Genomic DNA, 23,321 nt, shown 5'->3' with positions numbered 1-23,321 from the left:
TTCAGACCGCCGCCTGGCCGGTGTCGCCGTCGTCCTGCGGCGCGTCCTGCGGCTGCGGTGCGGCGGCCGGGGACTCGGGCTCGGTGACGGCCACCATCGCCGTCCGCAGCACCCGGTCGCCCCGGCGGTAGCCCTGCCGGAGCACCGTGGTCGCCGTCGGCACGCTCACCTCGGCGGAGGTGTCGTGCATGACGGCCTCGTGCAGCGCCGGGTCGAACTCGTCGCCGGCCTTGCCGAAGGCCTCGACCCCCAGGCCGTCGAGCAGGCCCAGGATGCGGTCGGCGACGAGCTTGAAGGCCCCGGTGAGGTCACCGTGGTCCCGGGCCCGCTCGATGTCGTCGACGAGCGGGAACAGCTGGGTGGCGAACCGCTCGGCCGCCTGGTCGGCGACCAGGGTCCGGTCGCGGTCGATCCGCCGTCGGTAGTTGGCGTACTCCGCCGTGACCCGCTGCAGGTCCTCGGTGCGCTCGGCCAGCTGCTGGGCCAGCTCGCCGCCGTCAGCGGTCTGCTGCGGTGCGGTGGGCTCCTGCGGCGCCTGCTCGTCGACCGGCGGCGTCTCGTGCTCGCTCATCTGCTCCCCTGGGAGGTCGGTACCGGGCCGGACGCCGGCCGGCTGCTCGCCGGCCGGCGTCCGTACTGCACCAGTGGTGGGGTCGATCCGCCGCTTGTCACGGATGACGACCCGCGGCTGCTCGTCCCCGGAACTCATCGGCGGTCAGCGCCCTCGTCCGGGCCCTCGTCGACGATCTCGGCGTCGACGACGTCGTCGTCGGCCGCCGTCGCGCCGCCCTGCGCCGCGCCGTCACCGGCCTCGGCACCGGGCGCACCGCCGGCCGCGTCGGCCTGCTGGGCGTAGAGCGCCCCGCCGACCTCCTGCGACACGCGGGCCACCTTCTCCTGCGCGGACTTGATGGCCTCGATGTCGGAGCCACCCAGCGCGCTGCGCAGCTCGCTCAGCGCCTCGCCGAGCTCGTCCTTCTTGTCGGCCGGGATCTTGTCGCCGTTCTCGGCCAGGAACTTCTCGGTCTGGTACTGCAGCGACTCGGCGAGGTTGCGGGTCTCGGCCTCCTCGCGGCGGCGCTTGTCCTCCTCGGCGTGCGCCTCGGCGTCCTTCATCATCCGCTCGATGTCGTCCTTCGGGAGGGCCGAGCCGCCGGTGATGGTCATCGACTGCTCCTTGCCCGTGCCGAGGTCCTTGGCGTGGACGTGGACGATGCCGTTGGCGTCGATGTCGAAGGCGACCTCGATCTGCGGGACGCCGCGAGGCGCCGGGGGCAGACCGGTGAGCTCGAACATGCCGAGCTTCTTGTTGTACATCGCCATCTCGCGCTCGCCCTGGAACACCTGGATCTGCACGGACGGCTGGTTGTCGTCGGCCGTCGTGAAGATCTCCGAGCGCTTGGTCGGGATCGTGGTGTTGCGCTCGATGAGCTTGGTCATGATCCCGCCCTTGGTCTCGATGCCCAGGGACAGCGGGGTGACGTCGAGGAGCAGGACGTCCTTGACCTCGCCGCGGAGGACACCGGCCTGCAGCGCGGCGCCGATGGCCACGACCTCGTCGGGGTTGACGCCCTTGTTGGGCTCCTTGCCCCCGGTCAGCTCGCGCACCAGGTCGGAGACGGCCGGCATGCGGGTCGAGCCACCGACCAGGACGACGTGGTCGATCTGGCCCACGGAGATGCCGGCGTCGCGGATCGCCTGGTTGAACGGCGCGCGGGCGCGGTCCAGCAGGTCCTGGGTGAGCCGCTGGAACTCGGCGCGGGTGATCGTGATGTCGAGGTGCAGCGGGCCCTCGGCGCCGGCGGTGATGTAGGGCAGGTTGATGTTGGTCGACTGCGCGCCCGACAGCTCGATCTTGGCCTTCTCGGCGGCCTCGCGGAGCCGCTGCATGGCCAGCTTGTCCTTGGACAGGTCGATGCCGTTGGAGGCGTTGAACGTCTGCACCAGGTGCTTGACGACGCGCTCGTCCCAGTCGTCACCACCGAGGTGGTTGTCACCGGCGGTGGCCTTCACCTCGATGACGCCGTCCCCGATCTCGAGCAGGGAGACGTCGAAGGTGCCGCCACCGAGGTCGAAGACGAGGATCGTCTGCTCGGTCTCGCCCTTGTCCAGGCCGTAGGCCAGCGCGGCGGCGGTCGGCTCGTTGACGATCCGCAGGACGTTGAGGCCCGCGATCTCACCGGCCTCCTTGGTGGCCTGGCGCTGCGCGTCCTCGAAGTAGGCGGGGACGGTGATGACGGCGTCGGTGACCGGCTCGCCCAGGTAGGTCTCGGCGTCCCGCTTCAGCTTCTGCAGCGTGCGGGCGCTGATCTCCTGCGGCGTGTAGCGCTTGCCGTCGATCTCGTCGGTCTTCCAGTCGGTGCCCATGTGGCGCTTGACCGACCGGATGGTGCGGTCGACGTTGGTGACCGCCTGGTTCTTGGCCGACTGCCCGACGAGCACCTCGCCGTTCTTGGCGAAGGCGACGACGGACGGGGTGGTGCGCGAGCCCTCGGAGTTCGCGATCACCGTCGGCTCGCCGCCCTCCAGGACGGTGACGACGGAGTTGGTGGTGCCGAGGTCGATACCGACCGCTCGAGCCATGGAGATGGCCTCTCTTCCGTGTGCTGGGGTGGTACTGGTCCGTGTGGTCAGCCGGTGGCCACCCTTGCGCGGGGTCCACTCAACTTTCCTGCCCACCCTAACGGCAGGGATGCCGGTCGTGTTCCCGGGGCACCGCCGGCGCTTCCTGTCACACACCTCTCGACGCGTCGCCCCAGCCTCGTGGTCGCTCCCCAGCCGTGTGAGGCTGGGGTCGGTCCCACCGGACGGGAAGCCTCAGCGCGGTGATCCACAGATCCGTCGACCACCCGCCGCAACCAGCCCGGACCGCCGACACTGCGTCGGTGCACCCCCTCCTCCGCGCCGCCGCCGAGCGCCAGCTGGGCCTGTTCACCGCACGGGACGCCCGCCGCGCCGGCTACGACCACCCCGAGATCCGCCGGCTCCGCTCGTCGGGGACCTGGGTCCGCCTCCGCCGCGGCGTCTACGCCACCGCCGGAGTCATCCGGTCGGCGACGACCAACGGCACCCGCCACCGACTGGAGTGCCTCGCCCTCCTGCTGGAGCTCGACCGCCCGACCGTGGCGCTGAGCCACGAGACGGCCGCACGGCTCTGGGAGCTGCCGGTCCCCAGGGCGACCGCCACGGGCCCGATCCGGCTGACCGACCCCCGGCTGTCCCGGCAGGGACGGGGCTACCGGGTCACCCAGGCGCCGCTGCGGCCGGACGACGTCACCTCCGAGGGACCGCTCCGCTTGACCACCACCACCCGCACCCTCCTCGACGGAGCCCGCCGGTGGCCGCTCGATGACGCGGTGATCGCCACGGATGCCGCACTGCTCGGAAAGCGCGTCACCGTGCAGCAGCTCGCCGACGGTGCGGCGGCGCTCCAGGGGTGGCCGGGCGCCCGCCGCGCCGCCCGGGTGGTGGACCTCGCCGACGGGCGCGCCGAGTCGCCGCTGGAGACGCGGGGCCGCCTGCGCATCATCGGAGCGGGGCTCCCGGCGCCCGTGCTCCAGGTGGAGATCCACAGCGCCGGACGGCTGGTCGGTGTCGTCGACGCGTGGTTCGAGGCATCCGCCGTCGCCGTTGAGTTCGACGGGAAGGTGAAGTACACGGACCCGTGGCGCGGGCGGACGCCCGCCGAGGTGCTGTGGGAGGAGAAGCGCCGCGAGGACGAGCTGCGCGCACTAGGCATCCGCGTGGTCCGGGTCGCCGACGAAGACATCGACCGCGGTTGGCCCCGGGTCGAGGCACGGTTGCGCGGACTGCTCACCGCCCCCGCGCCCGCCGTGCGCCGCTTCACGGCCACACCGCGCGCGGAGGGTCGGACGCGCGCCGGCTGAGATCGAGGCCCGTCGCCGCGACCACAGGCGCACAACGCTGTGCTGCCGACCACGGGCCTGGGGTGACGGTCAGCCGCTGGGACGGGGGTGGGCGCGGCGCACGGGACGGCGAGCAGCCCGCTGTGCGGCGCGCTGTCGTTACCCGTGAGTAGCCTTTCGGCGCGCCCGCTATCGTGCGTCGCAGTGCGGGCAGCGCTGCCCGCATGCGATCCGCGCGCCGGCCCGAGCGCCGGTGCACCGGCGCGCGCACCACACACAGCCCCCTCGCCCGTGTGGCAGGTGGGGGGCCAGCCGACGCCGCCAGGCGTACGGGAGGGGAAAACATGACGGGCCCGCTGCAGATCGTCCTGGGGACGATCAGCGTCCTGTTCCTGATCGTCGCGTCCGTGATGGCCTACCGGGCCGTCCGGGCGATGGTGCGGATCATCCGCACCGGTCAGCCCGACGGCACCCGCTTCGGCCCGGTCAAGAACCGGCTCAAGACGCTGGTGGTGGAGTCGATCGGCCACACGCGCATGCTGAAGTGGTCGACCATCGGCATCGCCCACTGGTTCGTCTTCGTCGGTTTCTACGGCCTGTTCCTGACGCTGGTCGAGGCGTTCGGCGAGGTGTGGAACCCGGCGTTCCACCTGCCGCTCATCGGCGAGTGGGCCATCTGGAGCCTCTTCGTCGACCTGATCGGCGCCGGCACGATCCTCGGGATCATCTACCTGATCATCCGGCGCCAGCGCGACCACCCGCGCCGGCAGGGCCGCAAGAGCCGGTTCGCCGGGTCCAACGAGGGCCGGGGCTACTTCGTCGAGGCCGTCGTCCTGGTCGTCGGCATCAGCATCCTGAGCATCCGCGCCGCCAAGGTCGCCTCCGGCCTGGACGACGCCCCCACCTGGTCGCACCCGTTCGCGAGCCTGGCGTCGAACCTCTTCCCGGACAACCCCGACGTCGTCTCGATCGTCGCGTTCATCAAGATCGTCGTCTCGCTGACCTGGCTCGTGGTCATCAGCCGCATCCTGAACATGGGCGTGGCCTGGCACCGGTTCAGCGCCTTCTTCAACATCTACTTCAAGCGCAACGACGACGGCACCCAGGCCCTCGGCCCGCTGCCGGCCATGACCAGCGGTGGCAAGCCCATCGACTTCGAGGACCCGGGCGAGGACGACGTCTTCGGCCGCGGGAAGATCGAGGACTTCACCTGGAAGGGGATGCTGGACTTCACCACCTGCACCGAGTGCGGGCGGTGCCAGAGCCAGTGCCCGGCGTGGAACACGGGCAAGCCGCTCAGCCCGAAGATGGTGATCATGGATCTTCGCGATCACCTCTACGCGAAGGCCCCCTACCTGCTGGGCGAGAAGACGGCGAGCGAGACCGCGCCGGACTACGACGTCCTCAAGCCCAGCGACGAGCAGGTCTGGGCGTCCGGCTACGCCCGCATCGAGGGCACCAACGACGCGCAAGCGCACCGCCCGCTGGTCGGCACCCTCGAGGAGGGCGGGGTCATCGACCCCGACGTGCTGTGGAGCTGCACCAACTGCGGCGCCTGCGTGGAGCAGTGCCCGGTCGACATCGAGCACGTCGACCACATCGAGGACATGCGCCGCTACCAGGTGCTGATCGAGTCCAACTTCCCCTCCGAGGCCGGCGTGATGCTGACCAACCTGGAGAAGCGCGGGAACCCGTGGGGCATGGGCGGCAACGTCCGCGAGGACTGGATCAAGGAGCTGGACTTCGACGTCCGCGTCGCCGACGGCCCGCTGCCGCACGAGGTCGAGTACCTGTTCTGGGTCGGCTGCGCCGGCGCCATCGACGACCGCGCCAAGAAGGTGACCAAGGCCGTCGCCGAGCTGCTCAACACCGCCGGCGTCGAGTTCGCCGTCCTGGGCAACGGGGAGACCTGCTCCGGTGACCCCGCCCGCCGCCTGGGCAACGAGTTCGTCTTCCAGCAGCTGGCCATGGAGAACGTCGAGACCCTCAACGGCGTCTTCGAGGGCCGGGTGCCCGGCACCCGCAAGATCGTCGCCACCTGCCCGCACTGCTTCAACTCGCTGGGCCGGGAGTACCCGCAGGTCGGCGGGGAGTACGAGGTCGTGCACCACACCCAGCTGCTCGGCAAGCTGGTGGAGGAGGGCCGGCTGACCCCGGTCACGCCGGTCGACCGCAAGGTCACCTACCACGACCCCTGCTTCCTGGGCCGGCACAACAAGGTCTACACACCGCCGCGGGAGATCCTCGACGCCGTGCAGGGCCTGTCCACCCAGGAGATGCACCGCTGCAAGGACCGCGGCTTCTGCTGCGGCGCCGGCGGTGCCCGCATGTGGATGGAGGAGAAGATCGGCAAGCGGATCAACGTGGAGCGCACCGAGGAGGCGCTCGAGCTCGATCCCGACGTCATCTCCACCGCGTGCCCGTTCTGCATCACGATGCTGAGCGACGCGCTGACCTCCAAGAAGCAGAACGGCGAGGCGGCCGAGCACGTCGAGGTGCTCGACGTCAGCCAGATCCTGCTGCGCTCGATGCAGCCGGTGGCGGTCTCCGCCCAGGGCGCGGACTCCGGCCCCGACGTCGGGACCTCGCCCGACGCCGACCCGGCCGGGGAGGGCTCCGCGGCCACGGAGCACGGCCCGCAGTAGGAGCACCTGCCCTCCAGCACCACGACGGCGCGCATCCCCCAGGGGTGCGCGCCGTCGTCGTCCCCGGCCCCTGGTCGTTGCCCGGGCTCACGACCCCCGGCGCGGGGCGGACGGCCGATGGAGGACCATGCCGGGGTGACCCGCACCGCCCCCGACCGCAGCAGCACCGACGCCGACCGTCGTCGGGGTCTCGGCCTGATGGCCGTCGCCATCGTGCTGACCGCGCTCAACCTCCGGACGGCGGTCACCAGCGTCGGCCCCGTGCTGGAGGAGATCGAGCGCGGCCTGGGCATCTCCAGCAGCCTGGCGGGCGTCATCACCACCATGCCGGTGCTCTGCTTCGCGCTGATCGGGTTCACCGGCCCCGCCCTGTCGGCGCGCTACCGCGACGCGCACGTGCTCGCCGGCGCACTGGTCGCGATGACCGCCGGTCTCGCGCTGCGCAGCCTGGCCGAGGGCTTCCCCGTCTTCCTCGCCGGCACGGCGGTGGCCATGGCCGGCGGGGCCCTGGGCAACGTCATGCTCCCGAGCCTCGTGAAGCGCCACTTCCCGGGGCGGACCGGCCCGCTGATCGGCGCCTACAGCACCGCGATGGGCCTGGGCGCGACCCTCGCCGCGGTGGCCTCGCAGCCCATCGCCGATGCCGCGGGCACCGACGGCGGGGGATGGCGCTGGGCGCTCGTCGTCTGGGCGCTGCCGGCGCTCGTCGCGGCAGGCGTCTGGCTGGCCGTGCCGACCGCCCCCGACGTCTCCCGCCAGAGCCACACGGCCGTCCGGATGCGGGCCCTGGTGCACAGCCCGACGGCGCTGGCGATCACCGCCTTCTTCGGCGTCCAGGCGCTCCAGGCCTACGTCGTCATCGGCTGGTCGGCCCAGTACCTGCGCGACTCCGGGCTGAGCGCGGCGACCGCCGGGCTCCTCCTGGGCCTGAACTCCGTCGTCGGCCTGCCGCTGAGCGCCGTCATCCCGTCGCTGACCGTCCGCCCGCGCCTGCAGCGCCCGCTGCTGCTGGTGTTCATCGCCTGCTACGTGGCCGGCTGGGTGGGCCTCTGGACGGCGCCGACCACCGCACCCTGGCTCTGGATGGTCCTCATCGCCGTCGGCATGGGCACCTTCTCCATGGTGCTCACCCTCATCGGCCTGCGCGCCCGGACGCCGGAGACCGTCTCCGCGCTCTCCACCGTCAGCCAGAGCTTCGGCTACGTCATCGCCGGGTCCGGCCCGCTCCTCGTGGGCGTGCTGCGCGGGGTCACCGGCAGCTACGACGGCATGTTCGTCATCGTGCTCACCGGCGTCGCCGTGCTCAGCGTCGCGGGGTGGATGGCCACGCGGCAGGTGTTCGTCGACGACGAGGTGGACCGGGCCGTCCCCGGCTGGTCACCGGCGGGGCGCCGCGGCGACGTGCTGGAGAGCGCGGGCGTCGAGGTCCCGGCGGCAGCCAGCGCCCCGCCACCGCGCGACTAGGGACGCCGCGTGTCCGCGCGGGTGAAGTTCCGGAACGACCGCGACGGCGTGGGCCCGCGCTGGTCCTGGTACCGCGAGCCGTAGACCGCCGAGCCGTACGGGTGCTCGGCCGGGCTGGTCAGCCGGAACATGCAGAGCTGGCCGATCTTCATGCCCGGCCAGAGGGTGATCGGCAGGTTGGCCACGTTGGACAGCTCCAGCGTGATGTGGCCGGAGAAGCCGGGGTCGACGAAGCCGGCCGTCGAGTGGGTGAGCAGCCCCAGCCGGCCCAGCGAGGACTTGCCCTCCAGCCGCGCCGCGAGGTCGTCGGGCAGGCTGATGACCTCGAGCGTGGAGCCGAGCACGAACTCGCCCGGGTGGAGCACGAACGGGTCGTCGCCGGCGGGCTCGACCAGCGTGGTGAGGTCGTCCTGCTGCTCGGCCGGGTCGATGTGGGTGTACCGCGAGTTGTTGAAGACGCGGAAGAACCTGTCCAGGCGGACGTCGATGCTCGAGGGCTGCACCAGACCCGGGTCGTAGGGCTCGATGCCGAGGCGTCCCCCGGCGATCGCGGCCGTGATGTCGCGGTCGCTCAGCAGCATGGCGCGGAGTCTAGGGAACCGCTCCCGCCCTCCCTCCGGGTGAATCCGTCCCGCCGGGCCTCAAGCCGGCCGGCAGCCGCGCCGTAGCCCAGCGGGAGAGCGCCTGCCGACGACCGGTTCCCCGGTCCCGGCCCCTTCCGGACCGACCGGCGGGTCGCGCCGGAGGACTGTGCGGATGACGAGCAAGAAGGTCCTGGGGATCGTCCTGACCTCGGCCGTCGTGGCCGGCTACGCCGGCGCGGCGACCTGGTCGGCGTGGGCGACGCCGCCGGTCGAGCAGGCCACCGGCTTCGGCGACGGCGACGGGCTGACCCGCTACGTGCTGACCGCCGCCACCACGTCCGGCGACCTGCTGACCGCGCTGGAGGCCGTCCCCGGCGTCGCGAGCGCGCAGTGGGTGGACGGCGGCCGGGTGCTCGTGGCCACCGACGGCCTGACGCCCGAACGGCTGGCTGCCGTCCCGGGCGTCGGCGACATCACGCTGTCGACGTCCGTGGACGTGTTCGGCACCGTCACCGACCCGTTCTTCCCCCAGTACGGCTGGAACCTGGAGAACACCGGCGCCAACGCCTACGGGCAGGCGGCCGTGGCCGACGCCGACGTGGACGCCACCACCGGCTGGGACACCGGCACCGGCGTCGGCCGCGTCGTCGCCGTCGTCGACTCCGGGTTCGACTCCGACCACCCCGACCTGGCCGGCGCCCTGTGGACCAACCCCGCCGAGCGCTGCGGCTCCGCCGACACCGACGGCAACGGCCTGCCCGGCGACTGCCACGGCTGGAACTTCTACGCCAACAACGCCGACATCGACAACGGCAGCCTGGGCAGCCACGGCACCAGCGTCTCCGGCGTGGTCGGCGCCCGAGCGAACAACGGGCAGGGCTCGGCGGGTGTCGCGCCCGGCGTCTCGATCATGCCGCTGGTCGCCGGCGGCGGGAGCACGGTCGACATCTACCTCTGCGCCAAGGCGATCCGGTACGCCGTCGACCACGGCGCCGACGTGGTCAACGCCTCGTGGGGCGGCGCCATCAGCGGCCCGGCCCTCGACGCGCTGCGCTCGGCGGTCGCCTACGCCGACGCCCACGGCGTTCTCGTGGTCGCCGCGGCCGGCAACGACGGCGGCAACCGGGACACCAGCATCGTCTACCCGGCGAGCCTGACGGACCCGAACGTGGTGACCGTCGGCAGCTCCACCGCCGCGGACACCGTCGCCGCCCACTCCGGCTACGGCGCGACGTCGGTGGACCTCTTCGCCCCGGGGCAGCGGGTGGCCGCCCCGTGGAACGACGGCGGCATGCGGCTGGTCGACGGGACGTCGTTCGCCGCCCCGCACGTGGCCGCCGCCGTGGCGCTCTACCGCGCCGTCCTGCCGACGGCGTCGGCCGCGGAGCTGAAGCACGCGCTGCTCGCCGACGTGGACCGGGTCGCGGCCTTCGCCGGGAGGTCTGTCACCGGTGGCCGGCTCTCGATGGGCCGGGTCGCCGCCTCCGCCGACGACCCGGTGCGCTACGCGTTCACGTCGATGACCGCGCGCGCCGGGACCGTCACCCCCACCGTCGGTATCAGCACGCCGGCCGGCAGCGGCCGCTACACGGTCGACGTCGGCCTGGGCATGGAGGACGGCGGCGAGATCTGGGCGCTGTCGGAGAAGCCGGTGACCCTGAACGGCGTCACGGTCCCCACCGACGACGCCGGTGACGCCCGCTTCGACCTGGGCTCGTTCCCCGCCTTCGACGGCGTCGGGCTGTCGCCGGCCATGGAGCTGGCCGCCGGCCGCTACGTGCTGACGGTCCAGCTCTACCGTGACGGCGAGCCGCTGGGACGCATGCACGCGGCGCCCCTGCTGGTGTCCCCGGCGGCCTCCGCCGGCGGCGACACGCCGGGCGGTACGACGCCGGGCAGCACCCCGTCCTCCGGCCCGACGCCGGCACCGGGCACCCCGACGCCCGGCACCACGTCCCCGGCACCGGGCACCCCCGGCACCCCGACGCCCGGCACCACGACGCCGGCACCGGGGAGCCCGGCGCCCGGCACCACCTCGCCCGTGGGCACTCCCACCCCTGGCACCACGACCCCGGCACCCGGCACGCCGACGCCCGGTGGGACTCCCACGCCCGGTGGCACCCCCGCGCCCGGCGGCACGACCCCTGCACCCGGCGGCACGTCACCCGGCATCCCGTCACCCGGCACCCCGTCACCCGGAGGCACCGCTCCGGGCGGCTCCGAGCCGGTGGGCACGGCGCCGAGCCCGGCCCCGAGCACGCCGGGCACGACCGCCCCGGGTGGCACCGAGCCCGGCACGGCACCCTCGCCGTCCCGCACGACGACCTACCCCGAGGTGGGCGCCTTCCGCGTCACCGCGCTGAGCCCGAACCTGGTCGACACCGCCGGCGGGACGATCGTGACGATCACCGGCCTGTCGCTGCCGAGCGTGCCGACGGTGCGGATCGGTTCGTCGGCCACCGCCACGGTCGTCCACAGCAGCGCCACCAGCCTCCGCGTCCGGGTCCCGGCACGGGTGGCGGGGACCTACGACGTGAGCCTGCACGCTCGCGACGGCCGGTCGACGACGCTCACGGGCGCGCTCACCTACGCCGAGACCGTCGCCAGCGATCCCTCGGGCAGCACGCCCGGTGGGACCGCACCCGGCGGGACCACCCCGGCGCCCGGCGCTCCTGCCCCGAGCAGCCCGACGCCGAGCAGCCCCGACCCGGGCACCCCGGGTGGTGCCACGCCCGGCGACGGGACGGCACCGGACGCTGCACCGGTGGTGCGCACCGGACCGCACGGTGAGCGGCTCGTCCGCTCCGACCGGTTCGCCGCGCTCGGCTCGATCTGGTCGGTGAGCTGCGCCTCCTCCTGCACCGGCGTCGCCCTCTGACGCCGTCCGCGCCGACCCGGCGCATCCCCTGAGCCACCGCGCCCCGTCCGACTTCCCCATGCGGACGGGGCGCGGTGTCGTCCGCACCCGGGCCACCCCCGCAACAGGGGGTTGCCGTACACCTCGCCCCCCGGCCTGCCGATGTAGAGGACGCAATCGGACGGAACCCAGGGAGACCGCTTTCGTGCTCGACACCCGGCCGGCGCCACCGGCACCCCGTGGCACCCGCGTCGCCGCTCGCCCCACCGGGCGCGAGCGGTCCTTCGCCGCGGACGAGCTGATCGTCTCCAAGACCGATCTGCGCGGCGTGATCACCTATGCCAACGACGTCTTCCTCCGGGTCAGCGGCTACGACCTCGACGACGTCCTCGGCCAGCCGCACAACCTGATCCGCCACCCCGGGATGCCGCGCGCGGTCTTCAAGCTGCTCTGGGACACCCTGCGCGCCCGCCAGGAGGTCTTCGCCTACATCAACAACCTGGCGGTCGACGGCGGGCACTACTGGGTCCTGGCGCACGTCACCCCGTCGTTCGACGCCGGCTGCGGCGTCGTCGGGTACCACTCCAACCGCCGCCGGCCCTCCCGCCGCGCCGTCCAGCGGGTGCTGCCCCTCTACCAGCGGCTGCTCGACGAGGAGCGCCGCCACCCGAACGCCCGGGCGGCCGTCGAGGCGTCCTCCCGGCTGCTCGCCGACGTGCTCGCCGAGCAGGGCCAGACGTACGAGGAGTTCGTCTGGTCGGTCATCAACAAGGAGGAGAGCTGACATGGGGATGCGCTCCTCCCGCGGCGCCGACGCCGCCGAGCTGGCGGTGTACCGCGAGTTCGTCCGCCAGCTGACGACGGCCTGCGACGCGGCGGCCCGGGGTGACCTGGAGGCCCGCAGCCGCATCGCACCGGACGCCGAGGCGGTGCCCGAGCTCGTCGGGCTGCACCACGCGCTCAACCGGGTGCTCGACGTCTCCGACGCGTTCGTCCGCGAGTCCTCCGCCGCGCTGCACTCGGCCGCCGAGGGCCGGTTCCACCGCCGGCTGCTCACCACCGGCCTGCTGGGCTCCTTCCGGCGCGGCGCGAGCGACATCAACGACGCCCGCGGCGCCATGCAGGAGACCGCCGGGCGGGTCACCGAGGCGCAGAGCAGCCGGCTCCGCCTGGCCGACGACTTCGAATCGGTCGTGCTCTCGATGTCCGAGCAGGTGGCGACGGCGGCGACGGAGCTCAGCGCCTCGGCCTCGGGGCTCACCGCCGCCGCGTCGGCCGCCAGCACGGAGGTCGGCACCGCCCGCGAGACGATCGGCTCGCTGACCCGCTCGTCGGCCGAGATCAAGGAGATCATCGCGCTCATCGACTCGGTGGCGGCGCAGACCCGGCTCCTGGCGCTCAACGCCACGATCGAGGCCGCCCGCGCCGGTGAGGCCGGCAAGGGCTTCGCCGTCGTCGCCTCGGAGGTCAAGGACCTCGCCGACCAGACCGGGCGGGCGACCGAGCGGGTGACCGCCCAGGTGGAGCAGATCCGGCAGGCCTCGGAGGACGTCGCCGAGGTCATGAGCAACGTGGGGTCGACCGTCGGCGAGATGAACGGGCTGGTCGACGGCATCGCGGCCGCGGTGGACGGCTCCGCCTCCTTGAACACCGGCTACGACGACGTCACCGGGCTGTCGCAGATGGCGGAGAAGCTGCGCTCGGAGGCCACCGGGTTCCTCGCGGAGATGCGCCGCTGACCGGAGGCGGCTGTCGCGGCGGGGAGGCGACCAGGTAGTCTCGTCGCCGTCCGCGGGTGTAGTTCAATGGTAGAACATCAGCTTCCCAAGCTGACAGTGCGAGTTCGATTCTCGTCACCCGCTCCACGACGTCCACGAGGCCCCGGTCGATCCGACCGGGGCCTCGTCGCGTCCGGCCCCGCAAACCCGTGCCGGGTCTTTGGTCCCTTTGGGACGACCCGGTTTCGCACGACTATGGGCGAAGCGCTTCCCCCGCCCCGTCGGCGCTCCTACGGTCGGGCCGTGTCCCCGCCCGACCGCTGGTACCGCCGGTGACCGACGACCCCACCGCACTCACCGCCGCGCTGCTCGCCGCCACGTCCGGCGGGCAGCTGGAGGCGACCCTGCGGGAGATCGTCGAGGCGGCGGTGCAGCACGTCGACGCCGGCTACGGCGCGCTCGGCGTGCTCACATCGGACGGTCGCGGGCTGGACCGGTTCGTCACGGTGGGGATGGACGCGGACGACCACGAGCGGATCGGCCGGCCCCCGGCCGGTGCCGGCATCCTGGGCCTGCTCGTCGAGGAGCCCAGGCCCCTGCGGCTGGCCGATCTCGGGCAGCACCCGGCGTCCGTGGGCATCCCGCCCGGGCACCCGCCGATGCGCTCGTTCCTGGGCGTGCCGGTCCGGGTCCGCGACTCCGTGTTCGGCAACCTCTACCTCACCGAGAAGCGCACCGGGGCGGCGTTCACCGAGGCCGACCTGGAGGTCGCCCAGGGCCTGGCCGCGGTGGCCGGGCTGGCCATCGAGAACGCCCGGCTGCTCGAGCACGCCGAGCAACGCCGCGCCTGGGCGCAGGCGGGCACGGAGATCGCGACGGCCCTGCTCTCCGGGCGGCCGGCCGAGGAGGTGCTGCGGGCCGCGGCCGTCCGCGTCGTCGAGCTGTCGGGCGCCGACGCCGTCGGACTGCTGGTGCCGCTGCCCGGCGACGAGGAGACGCTCACCATCACGGTCGCCGCCGGCCCGGCCGCCGGCGACACCGAAGGGCTGCTGGTCTCGCTGGCCGGCTCCCGCCTGGGCGCGGCCCACCGGTCGGGCACGCCGCAGCTGGTCGACGACGTCGAGGCCCCGCCTCCCGGGATGGCCCGCGCCGAGGTCGTCGGCCGGGTCACCGGTCGCTACGGGCCGGCGCTGTTCCTCCCCGTCGGGGAACGCTTCCGGACCAGCACGCTCGTCGCCCTGCGGACCCGGGGGCGGCCACCCTTCGACGCCGCGGTGCTGGAGCCGGCGGCGGCCTTCGCCACGCAGGCCACGGTGGCGATGGAGCTGGTCCGCAGCCAGCAGCGCGAGCAGCGCCTGCAGGTGCAGGCCGACCGGGAGCGGATCGCGCGCGACCTCCACGACCACGTGGTGCAGCGGATCTTCGCCACCGCGCTGGCGCTGGACCGGCTCGGCCGGTCGATGGAGGGATCGGCCCCGGACGCCGCGGCGCGGATCGCCGAGCGGGTGGACGAGCTCGACGGGACGATCGCCCGCATCCGCGCCTCCATCTTCGAGCTGCACGGCGCGGAGGACTCCTCCGTGGCGGCGGTCCGGCGACGGGTGGCCGAAGTCGTCCGCTCGGTCGTCGACGGGCACGGGCTGCGCCCGGACCTGCGGGTGCACAGCGAGGTCGAGGACCTCCCCGCGGGTCTGGTCGGCGACCTGGTCGCGGTCGTGCGGGAGCTGGTGACCAACGTCGTGCGGCACGCCGGGGCCACCCGGCTGACGGTGGAGGTCGCGCTCGCCGACGCCGTGTGCGTCGTCGTCACCGACGACGGCTGCGGGTTGCCGTCGGTGACCGTGCGCAGCGGGCTGGCGAACCTGGCCGACCGCGCCGAGCGACGCGGCGGCCGGATGACGGTGACCGCCGGGCCCTCCGGCACCGAGATCCGCTGGTCGGTGCCGTTGCCGGGATGACCGGGGAACGCCCCCGTCAGCGCCCCGGCGGGCGGACGTCCCGCAGCTCGGTGGCGAGGATCGCGGCCTGGGTGCGGCGCTCCAGGCCCAGCTTGGCCAGCAGGTGGCTGGTGTAGTTCTTCACGGTCTTCTCCGCCAGCCCCATGCGCTCGCCGATCTGCCGGTTGGTCAGGCCCTCCCCGATCAGCCGCAGGACGATCCGCTCCTGGTCGGTGAGCGCCGCCAGCCGGTCCCCGCCGTGCCGGGCGGCGGGCGGCGGGCCGTCGGCCAGGAGCGTGCCGCCCCCGGCCACGGTGCGCACCGCCGACACCAGCGCCGGACCCCGCACCTGCTTGAGCAGGAAGCCGGCCGCTCCGGCGCGCACGGCTTCGTCGCGGGCAGCCCGGTCGGCGTAGCTGGTCAGCACCAGGCAGCGGAGGCTCGGGACGCGGGCGCGCAGCTCGCGGCAGAGCGAGGCGCCGTCACCGTCGGGCAGCCGCATGTCGAGGACCGCCACGTCCGGGCGCACCGCCGGCAGCCGCGCGAGCGCCTCGGCCACGGTGCCGGCCTCCCCCACGACGGCCAGGTCCGGGGCGTCCTCCAGCACCTCGGCCACGCCACGGCGGACGACCTCGTGGTCGTCGACGAGGAAGATCCGCACGCGCGGCGGCGAGGGCTGCACGGCCGTCCTCCCCTCGCCGCGACGTCGCGGTACGGCGGAGCGTAGGGCCGGCCCCGCCGATCCGACAGTCAGGCGGGCAACAGCAGCGCCGCGTACAGCGTCAACCCGGGACCGAAGGCCATGGCGACGATCGGGCCGTCGACGTCGGCGAGCTCCTGCAGCACGAGCAGGACGGTGGCCGAGGAGCAGTTGCCGTGCTCGGCGAGCACCCGGCGGGAGGCGGCGACCTGCTCCTCGCGCAGCCCGAGCTCGTCCCGGACCACGTCGATGATCCGCGGCCCACCGGGGTGCACCGCCCAGCCGGCGACGTCCTCGGTGCGCAGGCCCGCGGCGCCGAGCAGCTCGTCGACGACGTCGCCCACGTGCCGCGACAGCACGTCGGGCACCCGGGGGGAGAGCCCCATGCGGAAACCGAGGTCGGTGACGTCCCAGGTCATGTGGTCGGCGGTGGAGGCGTCGGTCCGCGCCACGATGCCGGCCAGCCGGTGCCCGCGCGAGGCGCCGGGCTCGACGACGACGGCGGCGGCCGCATCGGAGAACAGCGCGTGCGCGACCACCTGCTCGAGGTCGGCCTGGGCCGGCTGGACATGCAGGCTGGTCAGCTCGCAGCACAGCAGCACGGCCGGCCGCGAGCGGGCGGTCACGAAGTCGCTGACGGCCGCGAGGCCCGGGAGGGCCGCGTAGCAGCCCATGTGGCCCACGAGCAGCCGCTGCAGGCCCGCCGGCATGCCCAGGTCGCTGGCCAGCCGGATGTCGAGACCCGGGGTGGCGTAGCCGGTGCAGGTGGCGACGGCGAAGAGGCCGACGTCGCCCGGGGCCAGACCCGCGGCGTCCAGCGCGCCCGCGACGGCCTGCTTGCCCAGCGGCAGCGCCTCCTGGATATACCGGACCATCCGCGCACCGGTGCTCCAGCCGCTGAGGTCCTCGTCCATCGGGTTGGCCACCGCGTGGCGCCGGCGGACGCCCGCGCCCAGGAAGATCCGGCGGGCGGCGCGCACGCCCTCGTAGTGCTGGGCGAAGAAGCCCTCCCAGGCGGCCTCCTGCTCGAGCGTCGTGGGGAGGGCGGCGCCGGCGCCGGTGAGGACGGCGGCGGTCACGGGCGCCGCTCCCCGGCGGAGCTGCTCGGGATCATGCGTCCGACGGTACGTGCGCCGCCGCGCCGTCGCCCGCTCACCGCTTCCGCCCGTAGCCGGCGAAGACGGCCGCCGTGGACCGGATCGGCTTCATCCGCACGCCCCCGCGGCGGCCCAGCCGCCAGGCGACCGCGTCGCGGAGCGAGGGCCGCAGCCCGACCAGGCGCAGCTCCAGGCCGAGCCGGTCGGCCGCGGCCAGCAGCCGCTCCCGGTCCACGAAGAGCGCGGGATCGTGGATCCCGGGTGGTGGTCCGCCGGGCAGCCGCTCGGCGACGGTCACGGTGAGGAAGCGGCCGATCCGCGTGGCGGCGAGCGTGTCGATCACCAGCACGCCGCCGGGCCGCAGCAGGCGGGCGCACTCGGCGAGCACCGCGACGTCGTCCTCGACGTGCTCCAGGATCTCGCCGGCGACGACGACGTCGGCGCACCCGTCGGCCAGCGGGACGGCGAGCACCGATCCGCGCACCGGCAGCACGCCGTGGCCGCGCGCCGTCCGCAGGCCCTCGAACCCGAGGTCGACGCCGACGTGCCGGTAGCCCAGCCGGGCCACGTGCGGGCCCATGAGCCCACCACCGCAGGCGAGGTCGACCAGCAGCGCGCCGGGCGAGGCCGCGGGCGGGATGTGCTCGGCCCGCGAGGCCGCCAGCCAGTGCAGGGCGGCGAACCCGCCGTCGGGCTCCCACCACTGGTCGACGAGGTCCTCGTACTGGGCGGGGTCGTTGCGCGGGCGGACGGAGGATCGCACGGTGGGCCTAGCCCTTCTTCAGCGGATCGTGGCCCCAGTTCATCAGGGAGTAGCGCCAGCGGGAGGAGTCGAGGTCCTCCTGGGCCGGCCGCTGGGCCAGGTGGCGGGCCACGTAGCCGTGCACCTTGCGCATGTGCGCGAGGTCGTCGTCGGTGAGGTCGCCCTTCTTGGTGCGCAGCAGCTCGACGATGCGCCGGCCCGAGGCGTGCCCGGTGGACTCGTCGTCGCCGTCCTTCTGGCCGACGGTCTGCGACTCCTCGGTCGCCAGCCACTCCTCCAGCTCACCGGCGGTCATGTTCACCGCCTCGCCGAACTCGCGCCGGACGTCGTCGGGATCGTCGGTGCTCATGGGTCCTCCGCTCGGTCGTCGTCCTCCCGTACCGCGGCGCCGCCCGGGGGAAACGACGGTCTGGTACTGCTGGTGACCCGCCCAGCCCCCGGAGGTCCGCGTGTCCGTCACCGTCGTCGGCAGCCTGAACGAGGACGTGCTGGTGGCCGTCGACCGGCTGCCCGGCCGGGGAGAGACGGTCGTGGCCCGGTCCGCCGCCCTCGCTCCGGGCGGGAAGGGCGCCAACCAGGCCGCCGCCGCCGGGCTCCTGGGTGGGCTCGGGGACCACGCCGTGCACATGGTCGGGCGGGTGGGCGACGATCCGGCCGGGGACCGGCAGCTGGCCGCGCTGGCCGGCTCGCGGGTGAACGTCAGCCGGGTGCTGCGCACCACCGGCACGCCGACCGGGACCGCGACCATCCCGGTCGAGGAGGCCACCGGCGAGAACCTGATCGTGGTCGTCCCCGGCGCCAACGCCGAGCTGACCCCGGACGACGTCGACACGCCCTCGGTGCGCTCGGCGCGGGTGGTGCTCCTCCAGCTGGAGGTGCCGCTGCCGACGGTCGAGGCGGCAGCACGCGTGGCGACCGGCACGGTGGTGCTCACCCCCGCGCCGCCGCGCCCGCTGCCGGCCGCGCTGCTGGAGCGGGTGGACGTCCTGGTGCCCAACGAGCACGAGCTGGTGCAGCTGGCCGGCGAGGAGCCCGGCGAGCGCTCGCCCGCCGGGCTCGCGGACCTGGCCCGCCGGGTGACGGCGGGCGCGGTGGTGGTGACCCTGGGGGCGCGCGGCGCCCTCGTGGTGCCCGGGGACGGACCGGCCCTGCTGCAGGCGCCGCCACCGGTCACCGCCGTGGACACCACCGGTGCCGGGGACTGCTTCACCGGCGCGCTGGGGCAGGCGCTGGCGGCCGGGGCGGGCCTGGCCGACGCCGTGCGGCACGCCGTCACCGCCGCGGCACTGTCCACGACCGGCCCCGGGGCGCGCGGCGCCCTGCCGGACGACGACGCCGTGCGGCAGCTGCTCCCGCGCGTCCCCGCCGCCACCCCGGTCGGCTGACCAGCGGTTCACCGGCCGGAGGACCGGGCACAGGCTCCCCGACCCGAATCCCGAGGAGGAGCCCCGATGAGCGAACCCCAGCGCACGCCGCACAGCGCCGACCGCGCCGAGGGCGACCCGGCCGGCGAGGAGGCCGGCAGCGGCCGCACGCCCCACCCGGAGGAGCCGGCCGAGGGCCGCTCGGACGCCGCCGGCGGTGGGGCCGACACGCCGGACGTCTGACCGCGGTCGCGGCCCGGCGCGCGGCCGGGCACCCGCGCGCCGGGCCGGGACGCCCGTCCGCCATACTGCGAGTGACAATCATTGTCAATCGTAGGAGAGTCAGTGCCGGTCCGTCGTCCGCTCGCCGGCGCTGCCGGGGCCCGGTCGGAATCCCGCGGCCCGGTGGACGGTTCGTCCGTCGCGTGGCAGCTCCTCCGGCGCACCGGCGCGCACCCGACGGCGCCGTGAGCCGCCCGCCGGCCCTGGTCCTCGACGACGTCAGCGTCGCCCGCGGGGGGCACACCGTCTGGTCCGACGGCACCCTCACCGTGGCGGCCGGCGCCGTCGTCGGCGTCATCGGCCCCAACGGGGCGGGCAAGACCACCCTCTTCCAGGTGGCGCTGGGCCTGCTCCCGGTGGCCGGCGGCCGGGTCGAGGTGCTCGGCGCCCCGCCGCGGCGGGGGAACCGCCGCATCGGGTACGTCCCGCAGAACTACACCGCCGCCCTCGGCGACGCGATCCGCTGCCGCGACCTGGTCACGCTCGGCCTGACCGGCAACCGCTTCGGCCTGCGCCGGACCTCCGCCGCCGAGCGGGCGCGGGTGGACTCCGCGCTGGAGCGGGTCGGGGCCGCCGACTTCGCCGACCGGCGCATGTCGGAGATCTCCGGCGGCCAGCAGCAGCGGGTCGCGATCGCCCAGGCCATCGTCGACGACGCCGAGCTGCTGCTGCTCGACGAGCCGCTGGCGAACCTCGACCTGCGCAACCAGCAGGAGGTGGTGCAGCTGCTGGGCGAGCTGCACCGGGAGCGGGACGTGACGGTGATGGTCGTCGCGCACGACCTGAACCCGCTGCTGCCCGTGCTCACCGAGGCCATCTACCTGCTCGACGGCCACCCGCACCACGACCCGATCACCGACGTCGTGCAGGAGGAGCTGCTCACGCACCTCTACGGCACCCCGGTGGGGGTCGTCCGGACCGCGCAGGGCGACCTGTTCACCCGCGCCGCCTGGCGGGACCCCCAGCGATGAGCGCCCTGGCCGCCGTGGAGTTCCAGTCGAACTGGCTCCAGGTCCTGCAGACGTCGTTCATGCAGAACGCGATGATCGGCGGCTCGCTGGTCGCCGTCGCCGCCGGGCTGCTGGGCTACTTCGTCATCACCCGGCAGAACGCCTTCGCCGCGCACGCGCTGGCGCACATCGGGTTCCCCGGGGCGACCGGGGCGATCCTCGTCGGCGCGCCCGTCACCCTCGGCCTGGCCGTCTTCTGCCTGGCCGGTGGCCTGCTCATCGGGCTGCTGGGGCGCCGGGTCGCCGACCGGGAGATGGCGACGGGCACGATCCTGGCGCTGGCGACGGCGCTGGGCGTGCTGTTCGCCTCGCTGGCCAGCGCCAACGCCAGCACGACGACGTCGGTGCTGTTCGGCAACCTGCTGGCCATCACCCGCGACCAGCTCGTCGTCTACGCGGCCTTCACCGCGTTCGTCGTGCTGGTGCTGGCGGTCATCGCCCGACCGCTGGTGTTCGCCTCGGTGGACCCGGCCGTGGCCGAGGCGCGGGGCGTCCCCGTCCGGGCGCTCGGCCTGGCCTTCGTGGTCCTGCTGGCCCTGACCATCACCATGGCCGTGCAGGTGGTGGGCACCCTGCTGCTGTTCGCCCTGGTGGTCACGCCGGCCGCGACCGCGCTGCGCCTGACGGCCCGGCCGGTGCGCGTGGCGGCGCTCGCCGTCGCCCTGGCGCTCGGCTCGGTCTGGGGCGGGCTCGTGCTGGCGGCGATGGTGAACCTGCCGCCGAGCTTCTTCATCGTGGGGCTGGCCGTGCTGGCCTGGGTGGTCGTCCTGGTGGTCGCCGGCCCCCGCGCCGCCCGGCGGGCGGACCGGCCGCTGCTGGACACCCACCACGCGCACTGAGGCCGGGGCGGTGACGCGTCTCTCAGCCCCGATCGGGTACGCGGCGGTTTCCCACGGCGCCGGGTCGGGCACGCTGGAGCGCATGGCAGACACCGTTCAGAACCGTCAGGAGTCGCCCAGCACGTCCCGCGACGAGTCCACCGCCGAGAGCACGGCGCGCGCCGTCGCGCGGCTGCTGGCCAACCCCCGCCGCACCCGCCGGGACTGACCCCGGACGGCCCCGGGGAGCGGAGTCGGTGACGCTGCGTCGTCACACCGACACCACCGCTCCCCGGCGCCACGCGCAGCCCGGGCGCCTCTCGTCACCCAGAGCGACCAGGTCGGCGTGCCGCGAACTGCTCCGTCACGTGCTGGTGCACCATCGCTGACGTGACCGCCGCCGTACCCCTCTCCGCCGCCGACATCTCGGTACCGGTTCGCCGCAGCCGAGCCGAGCGGCAGGAGATCGTCCTGGACACCGCCGAACGCCTGTTCTCCGGGCGCAGCTCGCGCAGCGTCGGCATGGACGAGTTGGTGCGCGAGACCGGCCTCGGCAAGATGACGGTCTACCGGCTGTTCAAGAGCAAGGACGACCTCGTCGGGGCCTACCTGACCCGCAAGGCGGCCACCGTCCTGGCGTTCATCGACGCCGAGCTGGACCGGCTGGAGGGTGACCCGCGCGCCGCGCTGCTGTCCGTCGTCGACGCCGTGGAGCGCGACGTCACCCGCACCGGGTTCCGCGGCTGCCCCTTCACCAACGTGAGCAGCGAGTACGACGACCCGCAGCACCCCGCCCGCAGCGCCGCCGCCGACTACAAGTTCGAGCTGCACGCCCGCCTCGAGCGTCTGGCCGACGAGATCGTGCCGGGCAACGGCGACGACCTCGCCGCGCAGATCCACCTGATCATCGACGGCATGTACCTCTCCGGCGGCCTGCTGGGCCCCGACGGCCCCGCCGCGCACGGCCGGCAGCTGGCCGAGCGGCTGATCGAGATCGCGTCCGCCCCGCGCTGACCGCAGGATGGACGGGTGAGCAACGACCGCACCCGGCCCGACCTCGACGACACGACGGTGGAGGCGCTCGGCAAGCTCTCCGAGGCCCTGGAGACCGTCGACCAGGCACGCGGCTTCCTGTACGCCTTCCACCAGCTGACCGGCAAGGCCGACCGGCTGCTCCAGGAGTCGGTCGGGCTGTTCGGGAAGGCCGGGGCCGACCGGTTGGCCGGCGACATCGAGCGCGACCTGGTCGGCCGGAACGTCATCGCCGACCGGTGGACCTTCCAGATCGTCGAGGACTTCGACGAGAACTACTGGGGCACCTTCCGCGCCTACGACGCCCGCGCGCGCGAGGAGCTCTCCGGCGGCGACCGGCATGTCTACGAGGCGCGGATGAAGCAGCGCGAGCGCACCTCCGGCCACCCCGCGCACGAAGCGGGTCCGGCGCTGGAGGAGTGACGCCGCGAGTGCTGCCGTCGGCGCGTCCGGCGTGATCACGGCCGGTTTCCGGCGACGCCCGGCCGGGCACACCCCATCCATGACCATGCCGGACGAGAACAACGCCGGATCGGAGCGCACGGCCCAGCCGCTCGGTGCCCAGAAGGCGCCCGGCGAGGACCGCGACTCCCTGGGGGCCACCGAGGGACCGGCCGACGGCATCGCCGGCCCGGCCTACCCGCCCGCCGACACAGAGCCGGACGCGCAGTGAGCGCCCCCGACCGGTCCGGCACGGCCGGCGACCCGCTCAGCGTGGGCCTGGGAAACCGCTCGACCGGGCCCGCCGACGCCGGGGCTGCCGAGCCCGCTCCGGCGCCGCAGCAGGCTCCGCAGAAGGAGCGGCACACCGGCCGGGCGATCGGCCGCTCGCTGGCGCTGGCGCTGCTCGTCTTCGTCACCGTGCTCCTGGTGCTGTTCGTCGTCTTCAACGGCCAGACCGTCCAGATCAGCCTGGTCTTCGGCGACGTGCAGGCGCCGCTCGTGGTGGCGCTGCTGATCGCCGCGGCGCTCGGCGGGCTGCTGGTGTGGCTGGCCGGCATCGTGCTCCGGGCCCGGCGCCGCCGCCGCTGACCGGCGGGCGACGCCTCCCCCGCACGGCACGGCCGGGACGCGCGGACCCCTCGGGACGCGCGTCCCGGCTCACCCGGAGTGGGCGCGCCGGCTCAAGTCCTTGCCCCTTCCTACCGACCAGTAATAGCGTTTGTTACTGGCGAGTAGGGATC

23 protein-coding genes and 1 tRNA gene are annotated in these 23,321 nt (G+C 74.2%); 17 read left to right on the top strand and 7 right to left on the bottom strand.

Annotation, left to right across the window (positions count from 1 at the left end):
• Window position 1 precedes the first annotated feature (1 nt).
• Both grpE and dnaK read right to left on the bottom strand, forming a co-directional pair.
• Window positions 2-709: a nucleotide exchange factor GrpE gene (gene grpE, locus ACI79T_RS01990; RefSeq protein WP_456608368.1), complete on the bottom strand. Its 708-nt coding sequence runs from the start codon at window positions 707-709 to the stop codon at window positions 2-4.
• On the bottom strand, window positions 706-2,583 hold the full coding sequence (dnaK, locus tag ACI79T_RS01985; RefSeq protein WP_456608367.1) for a molecular chaperone DnaK: 1,878 nt from the start codon (window positions 2,581-2,583) through the stop codon (window positions 706-708). The genes grpE and dnaK overlap by 4 nt, the downstream gene beginning before the upstream one ends.
• A 302-nt stretch (window positions 2,584-2,885) precedes the next feature.
• Between dnaK and ACI79T_RS01980 the strand changes: the two genes are divergently transcribed.
• The 3 genes from ACI79T_RS01980 (at window position 2,886) to ACI79T_RS01970 (ending at window position 7,975) form a co-directional block, all read left to right on the top strand.
• The gene (locus tag ACI79T_RS01980; protein ID WP_456608366.1) at window positions 2,886-3,887 is read left to right on the top strand and encodes a type IV toxin-antitoxin system AbiEi family antitoxin domain-containing protein; all 1,002 of its coding nucleotides are present in this window, start codon (window positions 2,886-2,888) and stop codon (window positions 3,885-3,887) included.
• 323 nt (window positions 3,888-4,210) lie between these two features.
• Complete coding sequence (locus ACI79T_RS01975) at window positions 4,211-6,511, top strand: heterodisulfide reductase-related iron-sulfur binding cluster (RefSeq protein ID WP_456608365.1); 2,301 nt, start codon at window positions 4,211-4,213, stop codon at window positions 6,509-6,511.
• 135 nt (window positions 6,512-6,646) lie between these two features.
• On the top strand, window positions 6,647-7,975 hold the full coding sequence (locus tag ACI79T_RS01970; protein ID WP_456608364.1) for a CynX/NimT family MFS transporter: 1,329 nt from the start codon (window positions 6,647-6,649) through the stop codon (window positions 7,973-7,975).
• Here ACI79T_RS01970 and dcd read toward each other — a convergent pair.
• Entirely contained in the window at window positions 7,972-8,556 is a 585-nt protein-coding gene (gene dcd / locus ACI79T_RS01965) for a dCTP deaminase (protein ID WP_456608363.1), read from the bottom strand. The two genes, ACI79T_RS01970 and dcd, sit on opposite strands and share 4 nt — an antisense overlap.
• A gap of 175 nt (window positions 8,557-8,731) precedes the next feature.
• Here dcd and ACI79T_RS01960 point away from each other — a divergent pair, with 175 nt between their 5' ends.
• The 5 genes from ACI79T_RS01960 (at window position 8,732) to ACI79T_RS01940 (ending at window position 15,092) form a co-directional block, all read left to right on the top strand.
• Window positions 8,732-11,437, top strand: a complete 2,706-nt coding sequence (locus tag ACI79T_RS01960; protein ID WP_456608362.1) for a S8 family serine peptidase — start codon at window positions 8,732-8,734, stop codon at window positions 11,435-11,437.
• Window positions 11,438-11,621: 184 nt separating this feature from the next.
• The gene (locus tag ACI79T_RS01955; RefSeq protein ID WP_456608361.1) at window positions 11,622-12,200 is read left to right on the top strand and encodes a PAS domain-containing protein; all 579 of its coding nucleotides are present in this window, start codon (window positions 11,622-11,624) and stop codon (window positions 12,198-12,200) included.
• Between the two features lies 1 nt (window position 12,201).
• Window positions 12,202-13,155, top strand: coding sequence for a methyl-accepting chemotaxis protein (locus ACI79T_RS01950; RefSeq protein ID WP_456608360.1), 954 nt, complete (start codon window positions 12,202-12,204; stop codon window positions 13,153-13,155).
• 52 nt (window positions 13,156-13,207) lie between these two features.
• Window positions 13,208-13,281: transfer RNA gene (locus ACI79T_RS01945), tRNA-Gly, on the top strand.
• A gap of 185 nt (window positions 13,282-13,466) precedes the next feature.
• Window positions 13,467-15,092, top strand: a complete 1,626-nt coding sequence (locus ACI79T_RS01940; RefSeq protein WP_456608359.1) for a GAF domain-containing protein — start codon at window positions 13,467-13,469, stop codon at window positions 15,090-15,092.
• A gap of 16 nt (window positions 15,093-15,108) precedes the next feature.
• On the opposite strand, the gene ACI79T_RS01935 is transcribed toward ACI79T_RS01940, so the two are convergent.
• The 4 genes from ACI79T_RS01935 to ACI79T_RS01920 all read right to left on the bottom strand — a co-directional run bounded on the left by ACI79T_RS01935 (window position 15,109) and on the right by ACI79T_RS01920 (window position 17,980).
• A complete protein-coding gene (locus tag ACI79T_RS01935) occupies window positions 15,109-15,753 on the bottom strand; it encodes a response regulator (RefSeq protein ID WP_456608358.1) in 645 nt (214 codons plus the stop codon).
• A gap of 68 nt (window positions 15,754-15,821) precedes the next feature.
• Window positions 15,822-16,850 carry a type III polyketide synthase gene (locus tag ACI79T_RS01930; RefSeq protein WP_456608357.1) on the bottom strand — a complete coding sequence of 343 codons (1,029 nt, stop codon included), beginning with the start codon at window positions 16,848-16,850 and terminating at the stop codon, window positions 15,822-15,824.
• A gap of 73 nt (window positions 16,851-16,923) precedes the next feature.
• The gene (locus tag ACI79T_RS01925) at window positions 16,924-17,631 is read right to left on the bottom strand and encodes a methyltransferase domain-containing protein (protein WP_456608356.1); all 708 of its coding nucleotides are present in this window, start codon (window positions 17,629-17,631) and stop codon (window positions 16,924-16,926) included.
• A gap of 7 nt (window positions 17,632-17,638) precedes the next feature.
• Window positions 17,639-17,980, bottom strand: a complete 342-nt coding sequence (locus ACI79T_RS01920; RefSeq protein WP_456608355.1) for a DUF3140 domain-containing protein — start codon at window positions 17,978-17,980, stop codon at window positions 17,639-17,641.
• 100 nt (window positions 17,981-18,080) lie between these two features.
• Here ACI79T_RS01920 and ACI79T_RS01915 point away from each other — a divergent pair, with 100 nt between their 5' ends.
• From ACI79T_RS01915 to ACI79T_RS01875, 9 genes are all read left to right on the top strand, one after another.
• Window positions 18,081-19,016, top strand: a complete 936-nt coding sequence (locus ACI79T_RS01915; RefSeq protein ID WP_456608354.1) for a ribokinase — start codon at window positions 18,081-18,083, stop codon at window positions 19,014-19,016.
• Window positions 19,017-19,082: 66 nt separating this feature from the next.
• Window positions 19,083-19,238 carry a hypothetical protein gene (locus tag ACI79T_RS01910; RefSeq protein WP_456608353.1) on the top strand — a complete coding sequence of 52 codons (156 nt, stop codon included), beginning with the start codon at window positions 19,083-19,085 and terminating at the stop codon, window positions 19,236-19,238.
• Window positions 19,239-19,420: 182 nt separating this feature from the next.
• Window positions 19,421-20,248 carry a metal ABC transporter ATP-binding protein gene (locus tag ACI79T_RS01905; RefSeq protein WP_456608352.1) on the top strand — a complete coding sequence of 276 codons (828 nt, stop codon included), beginning with the start codon at window positions 19,421-19,423 and terminating at the stop codon, window positions 20,246-20,248.
• On the top strand, window positions 20,245-21,126 hold the full coding sequence (locus ACI79T_RS01900; protein WP_456608351.1) for a metal ABC transporter permease: 882 nt from the start codon (window positions 20,245-20,247) through the stop codon (window positions 21,124-21,126). Before ACI79T_RS01905 ends, ACI79T_RS01900 begins: the two co-directional genes overlap by 4 nt.
• An 82-nt stretch (window positions 21,127-21,208) precedes the next feature.
• Window positions 21,209-21,334: a hypothetical protein gene (locus ACI79T_RS01895; RefSeq protein ID WP_456608350.1), complete on the top strand. Its 126-nt coding sequence runs from the start codon at window positions 21,209-21,211 to the stop codon at window positions 21,332-21,334.
• A 161-nt stretch (window positions 21,335-21,495) separates the two neighbouring features.
• On the top strand, window positions 21,496-22,119 hold the full coding sequence (locus tag ACI79T_RS01890) for a TetR/AcrR family transcriptional regulator (protein ID WP_456608349.1): 624 nt from the start codon (window positions 21,496-21,498) through the stop codon (window positions 22,117-22,119).
• A 15-nt stretch (window positions 22,120-22,134) separates the two neighbouring features.
• Complete coding sequence (locus ACI79T_RS01885; protein ID WP_456608348.1) at window positions 22,135-22,560, top strand: hypothetical protein; 426 nt, start codon at window positions 22,135-22,137, stop codon at window positions 22,558-22,560.
• A 79-nt stretch (window positions 22,561-22,639) separates the two neighbouring features.
• A complete protein-coding gene (locus ACI79T_RS01880; RefSeq protein ID WP_456608347.1) occupies window positions 22,640-22,810 on the top strand; it encodes a hypothetical protein in 171 nt (56 codons plus the stop codon).
• Entirely contained in the window at window positions 22,807-23,169 is a 363-nt protein-coding gene (locus tag ACI79T_RS01875) for a lipopolysaccharide assembly protein LapA domain-containing protein (protein ID WP_456608346.1), read from the top strand. The genes ACI79T_RS01880 and ACI79T_RS01875 overlap by 4 nt, the downstream gene beginning before the upstream one ends.
• Window positions 23,170-23,321 lie beyond the last annotated feature (152 nt).

Source organism: Blastococcus sp. SYSU DS0619, assembly GCF_054051035.1.
This window is presented reverse-complemented; position numbering and strand designations above follow the sequence as displayed.

Coding starts and splice junctions, on each gene's coding strand:
- grpE (WP_456608368.1), bottom strand. CDS start 709: ATGAGTTCCGGGGACGAGCAGCCGCGGGTCGTCATCCGTGACAAGCGG.
- dnaK (WP_456608367.1), bottom strand. CDS start 2,583: ATGGCTCGAGCGGTCGGTATCGACCTCGGCACCACCAACTCCGTCGTC.
- ACI79T_RS01975 (WP_456608365.1), top strand. CDS start 4,211: ATGACGGGCCCGCTGCAGATCGTCCTGGGGACGATCAGCGTCCTGTTC.
- dcd (WP_456608363.1), bottom strand. CDS start 8,556: ATGCTGCTGAGCGACCGCGACATCACGGCCGCGATCGCCGGGGGACGC.
- ACI79T_RS01960 (WP_456608362.1), top strand. CDS start 8,732: ATGACGAGCAAGAAGGTCCTGGGGATCGTCCTGACCTCGGCCGTCGTG.
- ACI79T_RS01950 (WP_456608360.1), top strand. CDS start 12,202: ATGGGGATGCGCTCCTCCCGCGGCGCCGACGCCGCCGAGCTGGCGGTG.
- ACI79T_RS01920 (WP_456608355.1), bottom strand. CDS start 17,980: ATGAGCACCGACGATCCCGACGACGTCCGGCGCGAGTTCGGCGAGGCG.
- ACI79T_RS01910 (WP_456608353.1), top strand. CDS start 19,083: ATGAGCGAACCCCAGCGCACGCCGCACAGCGCCGACCGCGCCGAGGGC.
- ACI79T_RS01900 (WP_456608351.1), top strand. CDS start 20,245: ATGAGCGCCCTGGCCGCCGTGGAGTTCCAGTCGAACTGGCTCCAGGTC.
- ACI79T_RS01895 (WP_456608350.1), top strand. CDS start 21,209: ATGGCAGACACCGTTCAGAACCGTCAGGAGTCGCCCAGCACGTCCCGC.
- ACI79T_RS01880 (WP_456608347.1), top strand. CDS start 22,640: ATGACCATGCCGGACGAGAACAACGCCGGATCGGAGCGCACGGCCCAG.